14 protein-coding genes are annotated in these 16,558 nt (G+C 55.6%); 7 read left to right on the forward strand and 7 right to left on the reverse strand.

Annotation, left to right across the window (positions count from 1 at the left end):
• Positions 1–167: 167 nt before the first annotated feature.
• Together IEX74_RS03345 and IEX74_RS03350 are read left to right on the forward strand one after the other, a co-directional pair.
• Complete coding sequence (locus IEX74_RS03345; RefSeq protein ID WP_188810897.1) at positions 168–1,145, forward strand: GlxA family transcriptional regulator; 978 nt, start codon at positions 168–170, stop codon at positions 1,143–1,145.
• Between the two features lie 142 nt (positions 1,146–1,287).
• Positions 1,288–2,358 carry a chemotaxis protein CheB gene (locus tag IEX74_RS03350; RefSeq protein WP_188810899.1) on the forward strand — a complete coding sequence of 357 codons (1,071 nt, stop codon included), beginning with the start codon at positions 1,288–1,290 and terminating at the stop codon, positions 2,356–2,358.
• 245 nt (positions 2,359–2,603) lie between these two features.
• On the opposite strand, the gene IEX74_RS03355 is transcribed toward IEX74_RS03350, so the two are convergent.
• Positions 2,604–2,957, reverse strand: coding sequence for a hypothetical protein (locus IEX74_RS03355; RefSeq protein ID WP_188810901.1), 354 nt, complete (start codon positions 2,955–2,957; stop codon positions 2,604–2,606).
• 140 nt (positions 2,958–3,097) lie between these two features.
• Positions 3,098–6,535 (reverse strand): transcription-repair coupling factor, encoded by a 3,438-nt coding sequence (mfd, locus tag IEX74_RS03360; RefSeq protein ID WP_188810903.1) that lies wholly within the window; start codon positions 6,533–6,535, stop codon positions 3,098–3,100.
• A 167-nt stretch (positions 6,536–6,702) separates the two neighbouring features.
• Here mfd and IEX74_RS03365 point away from each other — a divergent pair, with 167 nt between their 5' ends.
• From IEX74_RS03365 to IEX74_RS03375, 3 genes are all read left to right on the forward strand, one after another.
• Complete coding sequence (locus IEX74_RS03365; protein ID WP_188810905.1) at positions 6,703–7,014, forward strand: hypothetical protein; 312 nt, start codon at positions 6,703–6,705, stop codon at positions 7,012–7,014.
• A 61-nt stretch (positions 7,015–7,075) separates the two neighbouring features.
• Complete coding sequence (locus tag IEX74_RS03370; RefSeq protein ID WP_188810907.1) at positions 7,076–7,816, forward strand: metal-dependent hydrolase; 741 nt, start codon at positions 7,076–7,078, stop codon at positions 7,814–7,816.
• 562 nt (positions 7,817–8,378) lie between these two features.
• Positions 8,379–9,371, forward strand: coding sequence for an NYN domain-containing protein (locus IEX74_RS03375; protein WP_188810909.1), 993 nt, complete (start codon positions 8,379–8,381; stop codon positions 9,369–9,371).
• A gap of 121 nt (positions 9,372–9,492) precedes the next feature.
• Here IEX74_RS03375 and IEX74_RS03380 read toward each other — a convergent pair whose 3' ends face one another.
• Together IEX74_RS03380 and IEX74_RS03385 are read right to left on the reverse strand one after the other, a co-directional pair.
• Positions 9,493–9,951, reverse strand: a complete 459-nt coding sequence (locus tag IEX74_RS03380; RefSeq protein ID WP_188810911.1) for a PaaI family thioesterase — start codon at positions 9,949–9,951, stop codon at positions 9,493–9,495.
• Positions 9,952–10,036: 85 nt separating this feature from the next.
• Positions 10,037–10,474 carry a GNAT family N-acetyltransferase gene (locus IEX74_RS03385; protein ID WP_188810913.1) on the reverse strand — a complete coding sequence of 146 codons (438 nt, stop codon included), beginning with the start codon at positions 10,472–10,474 and terminating at the stop codon, positions 10,037–10,039.
• Positions 10,475–10,603: 129 nt separating this feature from the next.
• On the opposite strand from IEX74_RS03385, the gene IEX74_RS03390 reads away from it, so the two are divergent.
• Entirely contained in the window at positions 10,604–11,095 is a 492-nt protein-coding gene (locus IEX74_RS03390; RefSeq protein WP_188810915.1) for a YajQ family cyclic di-GMP-binding protein, read from the forward strand.
• A gap of 179 nt (positions 11,096–11,274) precedes the next feature.
• Positions 11,275–12,042, forward strand: coding sequence for a TerC family protein (locus tag IEX74_RS03395; RefSeq protein ID WP_188810917.1), 768 nt, complete (start codon positions 11,275–11,277; stop codon positions 12,040–12,042).
• 210 nt (positions 12,043–12,252) lie between these two features.
• On the opposite strand, the gene IEX74_RS03400 is transcribed toward IEX74_RS03395, so the two are convergent.
• The 3 genes from IEX74_RS03400 to IEX74_RS03410 all read right to left on the reverse strand — a co-directional run bounded on the left by IEX74_RS03400 (position 12,253) and on the right by IEX74_RS03410 (position 16,400).
• Entirely contained in the window at positions 12,253–13,137 is an 885-nt protein-coding gene (locus tag IEX74_RS03400) for a J domain-containing protein (RefSeq protein WP_188810919.1), read from the reverse strand.
• Positions 13,134–13,556 carry a hypothetical protein gene (locus IEX74_RS03405; RefSeq protein ID WP_188810921.1) on the reverse strand — a complete coding sequence of 141 codons (423 nt, stop codon included), beginning with the start codon at positions 13,554–13,556 and terminating at the stop codon, positions 13,134–13,136. Before IEX74_RS03405 ends, IEX74_RS03400 begins: the two co-directional genes overlap by 4 nt.
• A 219-nt stretch (positions 13,557–13,775) precedes the next feature.
• On the reverse strand, positions 13,776–16,400 hold the full coding sequence (locus IEX74_RS03410) for a T9SS-dependent M36 family metallopeptidase (RefSeq protein WP_188810923.1): 2,625 nt from the start codon (positions 16,398–16,400) through the stop codon (positions 13,776–13,778).
• Between the last annotated feature and the right edge of the window lie 158 nt (positions 16,401–16,558).

Here is a 16,558-nt window from a genome sequence, read left to right on the forward strand (position 1 = left end):
GCACATGACAAAGGTGCTCGAAAGCCTACAGAATCAGCGGGGGTGAATGCGGCGAATAGCAGGGTAATTTGCGACAAATTTTAGCAGGAGAATGCGAAAAAAGTTAGTACATTTTGACTCGCTAAGTCTTGGTTGAACGCGACCCTAGGTTGCATTACTTTCTGGCTATGAAGCACATCACCATCCTGGTTCCGCGTGGGGCCGTGCTAGGCAGCATCGAAGGCCCCCGACTGGTGTTTACCGAGGTGAATGCGCTGCTAGGACGTATGGGAAAGCCGCCGTTGTTTCAGGTGCAGCTAGCGGGGCTAGCCCACGAAACACCCGTGTGCGGCGGCCTGTACAACATCCATACAGCATTGCTGACCAGCGACATCGACCACACCGATTTGGTCATCATCCCGGCCGTGGACGGCGACCCGGCAAAAGCGCTGGAGGCCAATCAGGCCTTCATTCCTTGGATTATTCAGCAGTACCGGCAGGGCGCCGAAGTGGCTAGCTTATGCTTAGGAGCTTTTCTGCTGGCTTCCACTGGCCTGATTACGGGGCGGAAATGCACCACACATTGGGCCGCCGCCAACGACTTTCGCCGCATGTTCCCGGAGGTGGAGCTGGTCGAAAACCGGCTCATCACCGACGAACACGGCATCTATTCCAGCGGCGGCGCTTTCTCCTACCTGAACCTGGTCCTTTACCTGATCGAGAAATATGCCGGCCGCGACATGGCCGTGCTGTGCGCCAAGGTATTCCAGATTGATATTGAGCGGGTTAGCCAGTCGGCTTTTGTCATTTTCAACGGGCAAAAAGAGCACGGCGACGCACCCGTGAAAAAGGCCCAAACCTACATCGAGGACAACTACCAGGAGAAGATTACCGTCGATCAGCTGGCCGATATGCTCGCGCTGAGCCGCCGCAACCTGGAGCGGCGCTTCAAGAAAGCCACCGCCAACTCGGTGGTCGAGTACATTCAGCGGGTGAAGGTGGAGGCGGCCAAAAACAGCCTAGAGTCGTCGCGGGAGAACGTGAACGAAGTGATGTACCACGTCGGCTACACCGATCCGAAAGCGTTCCGGGACACGTTCAGGCGCATTACGGGCCTCTCGCCCAAGCAGTACCGCGACAAGTACAGCCGGGAGCGGGTAGCCTAAGCACGACCAAACCTAGGTTTTCATGTCCGCCATGCCAGGTCGTTCAAGTCGGTTATTCTAGTGGGAGAATCGGGAGCATACTCAACTATGAGGAACGGCTCACGTACTTATGAATCGAGTTATAGTAATTTAAACTTACCCCATGACCGCACACACGAAAGGCGAAGCTTCCCAGCCAAAGCGGGATATTGTGGTGATTGGCGCATCATCGGGAGGAGTGACGGCCTTAATGGAGCTGGTGCGAAGCCTACCGCATGATTTTCCAGCGCCTATTCTCGTGGTGCAACACATGGCTCCTTACGTTGACAGCATCTTGCCGCAGCTCATGAGTCGGGTGTCGGCGCTGCCAGCTAAGCATCCGCAGGATGGCGAGCAGGTGCAGCCCGGTACCATCTACGTCGCCCGGCCCGATCATCACTTGCTGATCGAGGACGACAAGGTGCTGGTGAAGCGCGGCCCGAAGGAAAACCGGTTTCGGCCTTCGGTGGATGCGCTGTTTCGCTCGGCGGCCTACGAATACGGCCCGCGCGTGATTGGGGTAGTTCTGACCGGCTACCTCGACGATGGCACTTCCGGGCTGTGGTGCATTCAGCGGCTGGGCGGTGTTACGGTGGTGCAGGACCCCCATGACGCGCATTCGCCGGCCATGCCCACCAACGCGCTGGAGTACGTGAAGGCCGATTACATAGTGCCGCTGGCCGAGCTGGCCGCGTTGTTGGTGAAGCTCACCTTAGAGCCCGCTCCCGCCGAACCCGCCGTAACCAAAGAGGATCTGGACCGGATGGAGATTGAGCTGAGTATTGCCAAGAACAATAATGCCTTTGAGATGGGAATTATCGATAAAGGCAAGCTCACGGCATTTACCTGCCCCGAATGCCACGGCGCCCTCACGCAACTCGTTGAAGGCAAGCTAATTCGCTTCCGCTGCCACACCGGGCACGCGTACACTATCAGCGCGCTGCTCTCGGAAGTAACCGAATCGGTAGAAGCCATCCTCTACCAATCGATGCGCGGGCTGGAAGAAAGCAAAATGCTGCTCCAGCACTTAGGTGAGCACTTCGAGGAAGAGGGGCAGCAAGCTATAGCCAATACGTTTTTTGCCAAAGCCGAAGAAACCGGCCGCCAGTCCCGTATTGTGCACAGCTCCATTTTCAAGCACGAATCGCTCAGCGGCGACATAGCGCCCCGCCGCCCAAACCGGCGAACGAAGTAAGCTGCTCCAACCTAGGTTCTCTCCTGCTGGTTAAGTCCTGTCTGGCAAAGCCGGGGACCTAGGTTGCACGCGACCTATTTCCAGCAAAGCCGCGTACTTTGTAGCAAAGATTCCTTGCTATGTCCGAACCTACTACGGCCGCTGGTTTTCGCAAAGCTGAAATAGAATGACTGAGGCTATAACGCCTGACTTAGAGCCAGAGCGGAATGAATTGCCTAGGTTTCGGTATTTCTGTCTGAGCCTGACTATTCACTAATTCTTCTCTGAAAGTAAATTACGCCAAGAACTTCCTGCATATCCTGATCCGTAAAAATCACGCAGTCACCTTCTGTAAATTCAGCCTCAATAAGTCGCACCTCTTCAAGGCTACTTTGCTTCAGTGCTTTTACGGTTTCCTCTAATTCTTCGAACCAATCGCCAGTTACTTCGCGTGCTAATCCTAAGCGCGTATTATAAACGTCGTGCATATGGAGACGGGGCATCACAAAATCTATCTTAGCAACTGGGGTTAAAGACCTGACTAATGTGAGCAGAGCAAGCTTGTTGAGATATTTCCTTTTGAATAGGCGCCGCAGTTCGTCTTGTGATATAGAAGACATAAAAGATAATAGCCATAGGAATGCGACAGGTTTAAAAGTACGGATTTCCGTGTAGCAGAACAGGCTAAAAACACTGCCCCGCTAGCTTCCAAACGCAGGAAACCAGCGGGGCAATATGGCTTTTGCAGCGGCAGAGAAACCTAACCTTCGTCCTCGTCGTCGCTGACGGTGGCGGCCAGAACCGGCTCAGCTTTTTCTTCGCTGCCTAGCTCGCTGAGGATGCGCTTGGCAGCCTGCACGCTTTTCACCTCTTCAATGCTGATGATGAGTTGATCTTTGCGCTCCTTCATACGGGCCTTGTTCGGGTGCGTTTGCACGTAGTTCAAGATGTTGCCGAACTGCGAACCTTGAAAATACGCTTCGTTGTTTTCGGCCGGAATGTAGCCTTTCAGCAGGTCTTTCTTGAGCGTAATCTTCTCAAAGCCAGCCTGACAGCCCTGCCAGCGCAGCTTCACGATGTCAATGAGCTGCTCGACTTCGTGCGGTAGCGGGCCAAAACGGTCGACCATACCGTTCACCAGCTTGCGCAACTCGCCGAGGTCCTTCACCCGGTCCATCTTCGAGTAGAGCTGCAAGCGCTCTGACACGTTGGTCACGTACTGCTCCGGAATCAGGATTTGCAGGTCCGTTTCGATGTTGCACTCCTTTGGGCGACTGATGGCAGCAGCTTCCTGCAAGCGGCCCGTCTCGTCGCCCAGGAACAGGTCGCGGAACTCCGTTTCTTTCAGCTCCTGCACCGCCTCATCCAGAATCTGGTGGTAGGTTTCAAAACCTAGGTCGTTGATGAAGCCGCTTTGCTCACCGCCCAGCAGGTTGCCCGCGCCCCGAATATCCAGGTCGCGCATGGCCACGTTGAAGCCTGCACCTAGGTCCGAGAATTCTTCCAGCGTGTTCAGGCGCTTGCGGGCGTCGGCGGGCAGGTTAGCCACCGGCGGCGTGAGCAGGTAGCAATATGCCTTCTTGTTGGAGCGCCCCACGCGGCCGCGCATCTGGTGCAGGTCGCTGAGGCCGGTGAGGTGGGCACGATTGATAATCATGGTGTTAGCGTTCGGAATATCCAGACCGCTTTCGATCAGGTTCGTGGCTACCAGCACGTCGTACTCCGCCTCCACAAACTTCATCATGCGCTTTTCGAGCTGGTCGCCTTCCATCTGGCCGTGCACGTACGTCACGCGGGCGTCGGGCACGAGGCGCATAATCATAGCGACCTGCTCCTCAATGTCTTTCACCCGGTTGTGCACATAAAACGCTTGCCCACCGCGCTTTAGCTCGCGGGCAATGGCGTCGCGCACGATGGCTTCATCGAATACGTGCAGCTCCGTTTGCACCGGCTGGCGGTTCGGCGGCGGCGTGGCAATGACGGATAAGTCGCGGGCACCCATGAGCGAGAAGTGCAGCGTGCGCGGAATTGGCGTGGCCGAGAGCGTGAGCGTATCTACGTTCACCTTGATTTCCTTGAGCTTGTCCTTGGTTTTTACCCCAAACTTCTGCTCTTCGTCAATCACCAGCAAACCTAGGTCTTTGAACTTAACGTCTTTGTTTGCAAGGCGGTGCGTACCGATGAGAATGTCGGTTTTGCCCTCCCCTACCCGACCCAGGGTCTCCTTGATCTGCTTCGTGGTCTTGAAGCGGTTCACGTACTCCACCGTCACAGGCAAGTTGGCAAGCCGCTCGCGGAACGTCTGGTAGTGCTGCATGGCCAGGATGGTCGTGGGCACCAGAATAGCTACCTGCTTACCATCGGCCACCGCCTTAAAGGCAGCGCGAATAGCAACTTCCGTCTTGCCAAAACCCACGTCGCCGCACACGAGGCGGTCCATCGGGTGCGGAATTTCCATGTCGTGCTTCACGTCTTCGGTGGCCTTGGCCTGGTCGGGCGTGTCCTCGTAGATGAAGCTCGACTCCAGCTCGGCCTGCATGAAGCTGTCTTTTGAGAAGGCATAGCCCGGCGCCGTTTTGCGCTTCGCATACAGCCTAATCAACTCAGCCGCAATGTCTTTAACCTTCTTCTTAACCGTCTTTTTCTTGTTCTCCCACTCCGGCGAACCTAGCTTGCTCATGGTGGGCGGCGTGCCCTCGGCCCCGCTGTACTTGGCAATCTTGTGCAAGGCATGAACGCTGACGGTCAGCACGTCGTCGTCGCGGTACACCAGCCGGATGGCCTCCTGCACCTTGTCGTTGATTTCCACCTGCATCATGCCGGCAAAGCGCGCAATGCCGTGGTCCTGGTGCACCACGTAGTCGCCGGGCTGAAGCGTGCGTAGCTCCTTGAGCGTAAGCGCTTTCTTCTTCGAGAACTTTCGCACCTCCTGGGTGCGGTAGTAGCGCTCAAACAGCTGGTGGTCAGTGTAAACGACGAGCTTCAGTGTATCATCCACGTAGCCTTCGCGCAGGGCAATCAGCAGGTGCTGAAACTGCACATTGTTGTCCAGCTCGTCGAAGATGGTGCGGAGCCGGTCGGCCTGCCGCACCGAGTCGGCCGCAATGACGTTGGTGTAGCCCTGCTCCTGGTTCTGCTTCAGGTTCTTAACGATGCGGCTGAAGTCTTTATTAAAGCTAGGTTGGGGCTTGGCGGCAAAGGCAAATTCGGTGGGCGTCTTGTAGTAAAAGCGCTTTCCAAACTCCACCACCGTGAAGTTGTCGAGCAGCTTCTTCACCGACTTTGCCGTTTCAAACAAGTCCTCCGGCTTGCTCACGATCTGCACGCCGCCGCCTTCTTCCAGCACCTGCTTGAAGCCCTGCTCCGCCTTGTCGAACGACTCATCTATCACATCCAGCATCTGGCGCAGGTCTTTGGCCCAGATGGTGGTGTTGCGCGGAATGAAGTCCAGGAACGCCTCGCGCCTCTCTTGCAGCAGCTTGGTCTGCACATTGGGCACGATGCTGATGAAGTCGCGCTTCTCCACCGAAAGCTGACTTTCCGGGTTGAACGTGCGGATACTTTCTACCTCATCACCAAATAGTTCGATACGAAACGGCAGCTCGTTAGCGTAGCTAAACACGTCCACGATACCACCGCGCACGGCATACTGGCCGGCTTCGTACACAAAATCAGTGCGCTCGAAGTCGTACTCGGCCAGCATCTCGCCCAGAAAGTTCACGTCGAGCTTGTCGCCAATTTTCGCCGAAAACGTATGCTGCACCAGGCTTTGCCGATTGATAACCTTCTCCGTCAGCGCCTCCGGATACGTCACGAGCAGCTGCCCGACTTTATCCCGCGAGTTCAACTGATTCAGCACCTCGGCGCGCATGAGCACGTTGGCATTTTCCGTCTCATCAAACGAATACGCGCGTTTGTAAGAGCTCGGAAACAGCATTGGCTCGTGGTCGTTGCCGAGCAAGTGCTGCAAGTCGGCCAGGAAATAGCTAGCCTCGTCGCGGTCGTGGAGGATAAATAAATGGTGCTGCTCGGGTTGCAGTTTATGCAGCGTCACGGCCAATACGGCATCCTGGCTGCCCACCAAGCCGCGAATATGCAGGCGCGGCGCGGCATCGGCCGGCACGTCTTTCAGGGCATTGGCAACGTGCAGCACGTCCGGGTCGTGGCGATAGAGCTGAGTAAATTCGGAGGCTTTCAAAACGGATATCTTCTAAAGCGAGGGGCAAAGGTAGAAGCCCGACCAAAGGTTTTCTCGGGTCGGGCGCGGTACGTAGGCAATACCGTTGCCGCGGCGCGAAAGTTTCCGCCGTATATTCGGAGAGCGGACGCAATTTCGCCTGTACCCTAGCTACAAGCAGCCAAACAATGGACGACAAGAATAAAGACCGGCCCTTAGTAGTTTCCGAAATCCTGATCGAGATGCAGGAAATGCGAGCAGAAATGCGCCAAGATCGGCAGGAGATGATCCAAGTGCTTAACCGAACTTTTGAACTGATAATCCACAAGCTAGGCGAAATCAAGACTGAAGTAAAAGAGCTAAAAACCGAAACGACGGACCTGCGCACCACCGTTGAAAAGATGGACAAGCGCGTGGCTGGCATCGAGGAATCCTTGACCGGCGAATACGAGCGGCGCTTGCGCGTGCCCGAAGGAATTGTACTAAAAAAAGCTTCTTAGATTATTACCTAGGTTGCCGCGCCGGTATCTTCGGGCTTTATTTTCTATCCATCTGTTACTTGTGCGCGGTTCTTCTCACCTGGCCATCGGCCTCATTACCGGCGTTGCTGTGGCCGGCTTAGTGCCCGGCGTGCCCTTCTCTCCTTTCGGTATTGCGTTGGCGGGCTTCTCCTCCCTCGCCCCCGACCTCGACCACCCCGACAGCCGCCTGAGCAAAAGGCTAGGTTTCGCCCAGAACTATGTGCGCTGGGCATTTGCCATTGGCGCCGGCTGCATTGCCGCTTACACGTATTTCATGCTCGCGCCCGGCCGCGAGCAGCGCATGAGTTACACCGCTGCCCTAGCTTTCGCCCTGATTGGGCTAGGGATGCAGGGCGGCTCGGCCCGCAAGCTAGCCTTGCTGTTTACGGGGGCCAGCACGGCTGTGCTAGGTTTATATTTCGGTTTCTTGTGGCTCAGTCTGCTGGGTGCGTTTGTGGCGCTGGCGCCTTTTACCGCCCACCGTTCCTGGACCCACACCCTCTGGGCTACGGCCCTCTGGACTTACACCGGGTATCTGGCCAACCAGTCATTGGGTTGGCACGGGGTGGCGCAGTTCGCCGGCGCCGGCTACGCGTCGCATTTGGTGGCAGATTCGCTTACCAAGCAGGGCGTGCGCTGGTTTTTTCCCTTCGCCGATATTTCCCTGAAAGTTCCCCTTATTTCTACCGGTTCAGCTTCCGGGAACTTGTTGGAAGTCGGAATTTGTATTGGTTATGGACTGTTAATTTTGGGGTTGGTGGTAGGCCGGATGCACTTTTGAGCAGGTTTGCGTTTTACAGGTATAAAGTTAGGATTAAGCTTCAGACTGTTTAGTCGTCTTTTCCAGCTTGTCTGTCTACATGCGCGCTTAATTCGTCGTTCTGGCTAGGATAGTATTATTAGGATAAAAGAATGGAGTGTTATCTTTGCTTTAGCAATTTCCATTCTACTTTCAGGCAGTAGCAGGACAAAAGACGCCCCTCTTGCCAGGTTTCTATATAATTGGCAAAGTTTTATTTCCTAGTATTGCATCTTCTTAATGTTTAAAGTAAAACTACGTTAGTCGCTGTTGCTTTAGGTGTTTTGACCGAGCGTTTAGATTGGTTTGCTGCTTCACTGTTTTCTCATACACAGGTCACAGTTTTGGTTGTTGCGCTACTTTACCCTTTAAACCTTACTTCTTGCTGCTTATTTAGATAGCTGCAAGCCATTGAGGGTCGGGTTGAAACAACCTAATCATTGTACCTTGTATCTTTGACCGACTTATGGGTTTGCCCTGAGTCACTTGCTCCAGTTTACCGCTCCGATTACCCCACCTTTTTGCGCACACAAAAATTTCTCGTATGAACCAGATGAATAGCCCACTGATTCGGATAGGCGTCTTCTATGACGGCAATTATTTCCTGAAAATCAGCGATTACTACTACTTCCAGCACGAGCGCAAGGCCCGTATTAGCCTGGAAGGCCTCCATGAATATATCCGCCACCAAGTGGCTGAGGAAGAAGATGTTGATGTGCGCCTGAGCCAGATTACGGACTCGCACTTCTTCCGGGGACGTCTGAGCGCAACGGAAGCCCGCGATAAAGACCGGCTGTTTCACGACCGCCTGCTCGACGATATTTTGATGAACCTAGGTATCACGACGCACTACATGCCCCTGAAAACGCGCGACGGCCGTTTGCAGGAAAAAGGCATTGATGTGTGGCTGGCCCTGGAAGCGCTGGAACTAGCGCTGCACAAAAGCTTCGATGTGATTGTGCTCATCGCCGGCGATAGCGACTACGTGCCCCTGATCAAGAAGCTGAACACCATCGGCACGCGCGTGATGCTGCTGAACTGGGATTTCAAATACGTTGATTTCAAAGGCGAAAACCGCGTTACCCGCGCTTCGCAGCAATTGCTGGAGCATGCTACCTATCCTATTGGCATGCACGATGTGATTGACGCTGGCTTGGCTGCCAACGAGGAAATTATTGAGAACCTCTTCGTGAACCAGCCCGAGCCTGTGGCTTTCCCTGCACCGAAGCCGGTGCGCCCCACCGGCCCGACGGCTGCTGGCCCAGTTGGCACGGTAGGTATCAGCACCATCAAGAACCTGAAGAATGGCTTTGGTTTCGTGGTAATGCCGCCGAACAACCTGTTCTTCAGCTACGCGGATATGTCGGAAGGCGACTTCAACGACCTGCGCGAAGGCGACTGGGTGGAGTTCACGGTTGGTCGCAACCACCGCGACGAAGACTGCGCCCGTAACGTGCGCAAAGTGCAGCCGCCGCAGGATGGCGAAGAGTACGAGGAAGAGCAGGAAGAATCTGCCAGCTCATCCGATCGGCTGTAGTTCGCCCGGAACCTAGCTTAACACTTCATCCGCCGGATGATCCCGCAGCAACACGGGATTATCCGGCGGTGTCTTTTAGGGGATTGTTGATTTATAGATATTTACATCAACCTTCAACCATTTACCCGCTCAACCCTTCAAAATCACGCTTGCTGGCGGGGTAGCGGTTAAAGGTACCTAGGGCGCGAGCTACGACTGCGTTGTCGCGGCTCGGGCAGGTGATAGTGGCACTGGCAACTACCAGCGTTTTGCCTGCCTGCTCTACCCACCCATGCGCCACGAGTACATCGTGCAGATACACAGGCTGTAAGTAGTTCATCTTAAACTCAACAGTAGAAACCAACTCGCCTTTGGGAAGCGCTAGCGTGAGCGCCGCAGCACCTAGGGCCGCATCCATCAGACCCGCTATTGCACCGCCGTGACAAGTATTCGGCGAGGAAAGATGCTCTTCGCGCACGGCCATGGTATAGGTTACGTCGCCAGGCGCTTGCACCTGTAGCTCCATGCCATTGGTGCGACCATAGTTATTGATCTTATTGTAGATAGCTAGCATCGTAGCTAGGTCTTGGGGCGGCGGCATTGGTGTCGGTAAGAAGGTGGTTAAGGACGAACCCGGATGGTGATACTTAGGTCTTATAGCTTAAGTGCTTAGGAGCAATACTGACTTACAACAACTTCCGCATCAGGAAATGCGGGATGCTGCCGAACAGCGTGTGCGACGGCGCTACTATTTCGTAACCTAGCTTTGCGTAGAAAGGCACCGCGGCTTCGCGGGCGTGCAGAATGCACTCCGTCAGGCCTTGCTGGCGCGCAGCAGCTTCCAGATACTCCAATAAGTGGCGGCCGATACCCTGGCCCTGCTTCGCTGGATCGACGGCCATGTAGCGCACCTGCGCCTGAACCGGCGCAGAAGGATGCAGGCGAGCCACACCAATTGCAGTGCCATCGGGAGCCGTGAGCATGGCGTGCACGGTGGTGGGCAGGTCATCGTCGTCGGCGCGCTCCGAGCCCAGGGGCTGCCCCCAGGGCGCCCGTAGCACACGGTAGCGCAGGTCGTAGTAGGCGGCAAACTCGGCGGGAGAACTCGGGGCAGTAGGTTGCATAGCGCGGTAGACGTGAGAGAAAGGTGAAGAAACCGACAACAATGTAGGCAAACTCCTACCTTTGAACTCAAGCGCCAACAACCTACACGCGTTGGCGTACAGCCTACCTCACGTATAAGCTGCTGCATTATGGCATCCTTCGACATTGTAAGCAAAGTAGACCCCCAAACGCTGGAAAACGCGGTAAACACGGCCAAAAAAGAACTTCAGACCCGCTACGACCTGCGCGATACGAAAGGCGGGATGGAGCTGGATAAAAAGGCCAACACCATTCAGCTCAGCTCTGAAAACTCGATGCGCTTGAAAGCGCTGGAAGACATCCTGTTGGGCCGCGCCGTGAAGCAGGGCATCGATGGCACCGCCCTCGACTTCTCGGCCGAAGAGCAGGCCTCAGGCGCTTTGGTGAAGAAAACGGTGAAGGTGCGCGCAGGCATCGATAAAGACGCCAGCCGCAAGATCATCAAACTCATCAAGGACAGCAAGCTCAAGGTAGAAGCCCAGACCCAGGATGAGCAGGTGCGCGTTACGGCCAAGAAAATCGATGACCTTCAGCAAGTTATTGCCCTGCTGCGCGGCGCCGACCTAGGTCAGCCGCTGCAATTTGTGAATATGAAAAGCTAGGTGATTGATGTGCTAGGGAGATGATGAGTTGATGTGCTGATAAGTTGATCTACCATGTAGCTCTGCATCAGTGTCAAGCATTACTCACCTGGTTAGCCCATCAACTTACCAGCACATCAATTCACCAGCTTGTTAGATAATCAGCAAATCAACTCATTAGCAAATCAGCACATCAGTTAATGTTCGACTTTTCGGCCTTTTCCAGCATTCACACCTGGGTCAGCTTGCTCACGCTGACGTTCATGGAAATCGTGTTGGGCATCGATAATATCATTTTCATCTCTATCGTCGTGAACCGGTTGCCGCACGAGCAGCAGAAACAAGGGCGCACCATCGGGTTGCTGCTGGCGCTGCTGTTTCGCATCGGGCTGCTGCTGAGCATCACCTGGATTGTGGGCCTGAAAGAACCGTTATTCACGCTGAACCTATCGTTTATGGACCAGCCCAACTTCGGGGTGGCGGGCCGCGACCTGATTCTGCTGGCTGGTGGTTTGTTTCTGCTGGCCAAAAGCACCACCGAGATTCACACCAAGCTACAGGGCGAGGGCGACGAGATGAACGCGGGCAACTTTCATAGCCTTACGCGGGTCATCATCCAGATCGTGCTGATTGACATCGTTTTCTCCTTCGATTCGATTCTGACTGCTGTTGGCCTGGTCGACAACGTGCTGGTCATGATTGCGGCCGTTATCTGCGCGATGGGCATCATGCTGGCCTTCTCCGGCTACATCAGCGACTTCGTGAACAAGAACCCCACCATCAAGATCCTGGCTTTGTCGTTCCTGATTATGATCGGCATCATGCTGGTGATGGAGGCTTTCCACAAGGAAATCGAGAAGGGCTACGTGTACTTTGCCATGGCCTTCTCGCTGGTGGTCGAAATCCTGAACATGCGTGTCCGCAAGAAGTCGACGCCTGTGCCGCTGCGCGATTCGCAGTACGATTAAGCGTTCTACCCTAGGTCAACAAAAAGCCCGCTACTCACATAGCGGGCTTTTTGTTGACCTAGGGTATTCTTTTTTGGCTAAGCGCGGGGTAGGAACGCGCCACGGCGCGTTCTCGTCCGGGCGACGTGCCCACAGCAGGTGCTAAGCGGCTCAAACGGCGAACGTGCCGTGGCGCGTTCCTACCCCGTGCTTCGACCGCCGCCTCTGTTTTTACATAAAGAGCAGGTATACAATCAGCAGTAGCAGCGCTACGGAATTGACAAAACCTAGGTTGAAGGCATGATCGATGCGCAACGGCGGATAGAAAATACCGACGCCACTTCCAACCACTAACGCGAGTAGTACCCAGGCATACCCAAAACTATGGGGCCGCAAATGCACCCCCTTCGACAGCTCGTCCATCACTGCCCTGGATACTTCAGGGTTACCTTCTAGTTGCAACTGCACTCCCTTCAATTGCTCGGAATACAGACTTACCTGGCGCACTTTCCCAAACCACGGCGTTTGATACACCGTCACCCGATCGTCTTTTGTTAGACTCGTCGTGGGTTCAACCTCAAACTTTGCATGTTGCGTCGACACGACGAAGTAAGTTGCCGCGTTGTTCTGACCTAGCTCATGCACGTACTCGAAGTCCTGCACGGCCTCATTCGGTAAAATCTTTGTCCGCAGGAAATCGACCATCACCAACAGGGCGAGCACCAGACTCAGGCCCGCCACAATGCGTAGGCGAGGCACAATACGGCCGAATTCGGCCGCGTAGCGCATATGCAAAGGCTGTGTAGTCGGCACTGTCAATTGTGGGCGCCGACGTCCACGCCGGCGCATGGCGGGGTCAGGGTGCAGCTCTTCGGCCGGGCTGGCTTCTACCTTCACGGGTACGGCTGGCTGCCGCAATAAAGCGTCGTAGTATTGCCGCCTTACAGGATGACTCAGGACTTCATATGCTTCATTTATAGCTAAATAACGATCATGGGCGGCTAGGTCGGGTGTGCGGTCGGGGTGGGTTATCAGCACCAGACGTCGGTACGCCCGCCGGATATCAGCGGCCGGCGCATAGTTTGGTAATTCCAGTATCTGGTAATAGTTCTTCATTCATCAGAGTTTGCCAACGCCAACTGTTCCGCCACCGCTGCTGCCTGGCTTTGCACGCGTTGCGTGGCCAGCTCCAGCAAGCGCCGGTTCAGCTCGGCGCGGTGTTGGCGGTAAAAGGCTGTTTCATCTGCTGTAAATAAGCCACTTATAATGCCAATAATGGTGTAGCGCAGCTTCACGTTGCGGGTCAGCAACTCGGCTATTAGTCGTTCGCGCTCGGCAGCGCCGGCTCTCGCAAACGGAATATGGTGCTCGCGCACGAAATCCGCTACCAGCAGCAAGAGCACGTCGTTCTGAAGCTTAAGCACGGGCCGTAGCGTGCGGTGCAGAAAGTCGCCGACGGTGGCGGTGGGTACATCGGGTAGCTCAGCGGCCACCACGGGGCGCAAAGCGAGCAAGGCAGTGGTACGATCAGACATAATCAGTAGTGAGACAGTAGTATTCGGCAATAAGACCTAGGGCAAAACGCTGTCTGGCAGCAGCATACCTAGGTTGCTCTCCGCTTTTACTTTTGACTGAGTGTTTAACGAATACGTAAAAGCTCACTTATAACCAACAAAAAACCCGATGAGCGGAGCCCATCGGGTTTTTTGTTACGCGGAGCGGCGGCGGATAGCGGCCGTACCTAGACCTAGGTCTTAGTGCTGGATGAGCACTTTGCGGTTGAACGTGCCAGCGCTGGTGTGCAGCTGCACGATGTACAGACCGGCAGCCACGTCGCTGATGTTGACGCGGGCACCTTGCTGCAACTCACCTGAAGCCACGGTAGAAGTCTGCACCGTCTTGCCCAACAGCGTTAGCAACGACACCTGTACGGGCGTCTTGCTGCTCACGGGCAGACGTACGGTCAGCTCGCTGCTGGCGGGGTTCGGGTACAGTTCTAGCAGCTCGTTGCGCTGCTGTTGCGGCTGCGAAGCCAGCACACGCGTCGGAATCAGGTAGCCAGCCTGGTTGTCGGTGAGGCTGTTGCTGGAACCTTGTACGGCATCGATACCCATGCCGCGGCGGGCAAACACCTGCCAGATCTGGTAGGTATTGGCTTTGTTGTTATAGATGGAGTCAGCTTTCAGGATTGCGTCGCGACCATCCAGGAAGCCGGGGCGGCATACCTGCAGTTTGCAGCCGTCGAGCACCAGTTTCAGGGCAACGTTGTTACCGCCGGTCTTGGCTTTCATATCCTTATTGTAGCCATACTTCTCGATCATCTTCCAGTTCAGATCCCACAGGGTAGCCGCCCATACCGAGCCAATGGCGTGCACCGCGGTGTAAGCACCCGTGCCGATCAGCGCGTAGGTCTGGTTGTTCACGGCGAAGTCCGTGGAGTAACGCTGCGGACGAATACCGTAGCCATCGGTAGCTGCACCCGTTACGTAGTTGCCGATGCCACGGGGCGTGTAGCCCTGGTCGCCGGGCTTGGTGGTCATCCACAGGCCGAAGAAGTCGCTCCAGCCTTCACCCATCTGCTCGGCATTGCCTAGGCAGTTGGAGTTCGCCGGCCCGCCGGTCAGGCGGTTCGAGATGCCGTGGCCGTATTCGTGGGCGATAACGCCGTTATCGAAGTCACCGTCGCGGATGATACCGCTAACGGAAACCGTAACGGCCGTACCAGAGGTAAGAACCGCTCTGATTTTATCACCATCGGCTTTGGAAATCGCCACGGAAGGAATGCGAATACCAACGGTATCCGTAGCGCCGCCGTAGTTGGCAATAGCCGTGTTCGGAATGCTATCCGCAATCATTACCATGCGAGCACCGGCATTTTGCGCGTTGCGAATCTTGGTGGGCGTCGAGCAAGTGCCACCCCGATACACCAGCGCGATATTGCCACTTATGGCAGCAGCATTCACCAGCGGGTTACAAGCGCGCGGAGGGTTAGCAGAGCCGTCGTCGGCCAGTACCAAGCGCCCGCTGATAGGGCCCGCTGCCGTCAGGGTTCTGCCGTATGCCGTGCCGCGCATGGGCAAGCTACCGGCAATAGTAGCCGGAGCCGTGATGCTGCCGGTGCCACCGGGCCACAGATACATCTGCATGCGGGGACGGGAGCCGTCGTTTGGAGTAGAGAAGTTGGCGTTGTTGGTGCCGCCGCCGTCCTGGGCTTCAGCCCGCACGTCGTCGTTCCCCAGCCCCGTGCCGGTGTAGTTCTTCACTTGGAAGTTACCGCTCACTTCGTCAAAGCCTTTGTAGGCCATGTAGTCGTGCATCAGGTTATTCCAGTAGAACAAGTTGGTGATAGCCGCATCCTGGTAAACCTGTGGTGCAGCAGCCTGGTTGAAGGGGTAGTCAAAGATCAGATCGGTGCCACCATCAGGGCTGTAGCCAGGCGTGTTCCGCGCAGTGCGGTCTTCGTAAGCGTGCACGTTGTTGCCGCGCGTGATGGTGTACTCAGGTCCGGCCACCCCGTTGGTGTCGTGCCAGCCGAAGGGCGAGTGCGTCGGGTCGGCCGGGTTAACGACTACCTGACGAGCACCATACAGCGGGCTCTCTACAGTAATCGGGTAAACATTGTAGCTATTAGGAGCGGCTACGCCGTTCGTAACGGCTGGTTCAGGCCAGTTCTTCGTAGCCAGGGCATGTTGCGTGAGTTCGGCAAAGCTTACCGGCTCCGAAATGGTGTAGTCGTACTTATCTACCAGACCACCGGTTGCGGCATTTACGCGCGCGTTCCAGTAGTGCTCCGATTTCAGATCATCAATGGTCACGTCCCACACCAGCACTAGCTCGCCGCTTGCATTAGCCTGGTACATGAGCTTTACGGAGATTGGCGAACGGGAAATACCACCTTCACTCAGCTTCAACCCTGCGGCCGGCTCGCCGCCTTGCAGAACATCCAGTCGGCTGGGTGCAGCCAGACCTAGGGCTCGTGCCGCAGCAGCTACGGCTTGCGCAGGCGACAGGGTGGGCGCAGCAGCGGCAGCGCGGGCGGCATTCGCTACATTGGCCACAAAGTTACTGTGCAGGCTCACCAGCTTGTTACTGCCATCCAAGTGCAGATCAGCTTCAGCCCCGTAGATTTCGATGCCTTGGTAGCGCTGGCGCAGGTACACGTGCGTCACCTTGGAATCAGCCTCGGTATACGAGCTGGTCACGGCCGGGTCGGCAATGTCGGGGGCGCTCAGACCTAGCTTGGCGCGTTGCGTTGTCAGCTGGCTCAGGGCGCTGCTTAGCGCTGGCGAGGCATTCTGGGCCGAGGCTAAACCTGGAACGGCTAGCAGCGCGGCCAAAGCCAATGCCCGACCTGTCGCAGTAGTAAAGGTTGCTCTCATAGTGTAGTGCTAGAAAGTGAAAGAAAGTATGGTAAGTTTTTGAAGAGGCTGGTCCCCAAACCTATACAGGCTAGACCACAATAAAAAATATAATTTCATCTAAAATTCATTTTATTCCATCTACCCTCTACTGCGTGATTTCAGGCCATTTTTCTAGC

Source organism: Hymenobacter cavernae (assembly GCF_014641455.1).
In the GTDB taxonomy this organism is placed as follows: domain Bacteria; phylum Bacteroidota; class Bacteroidia; order Cytophagales; family Hymenobacteraceae; genus Hymenobacter; species Hymenobacter cavernae.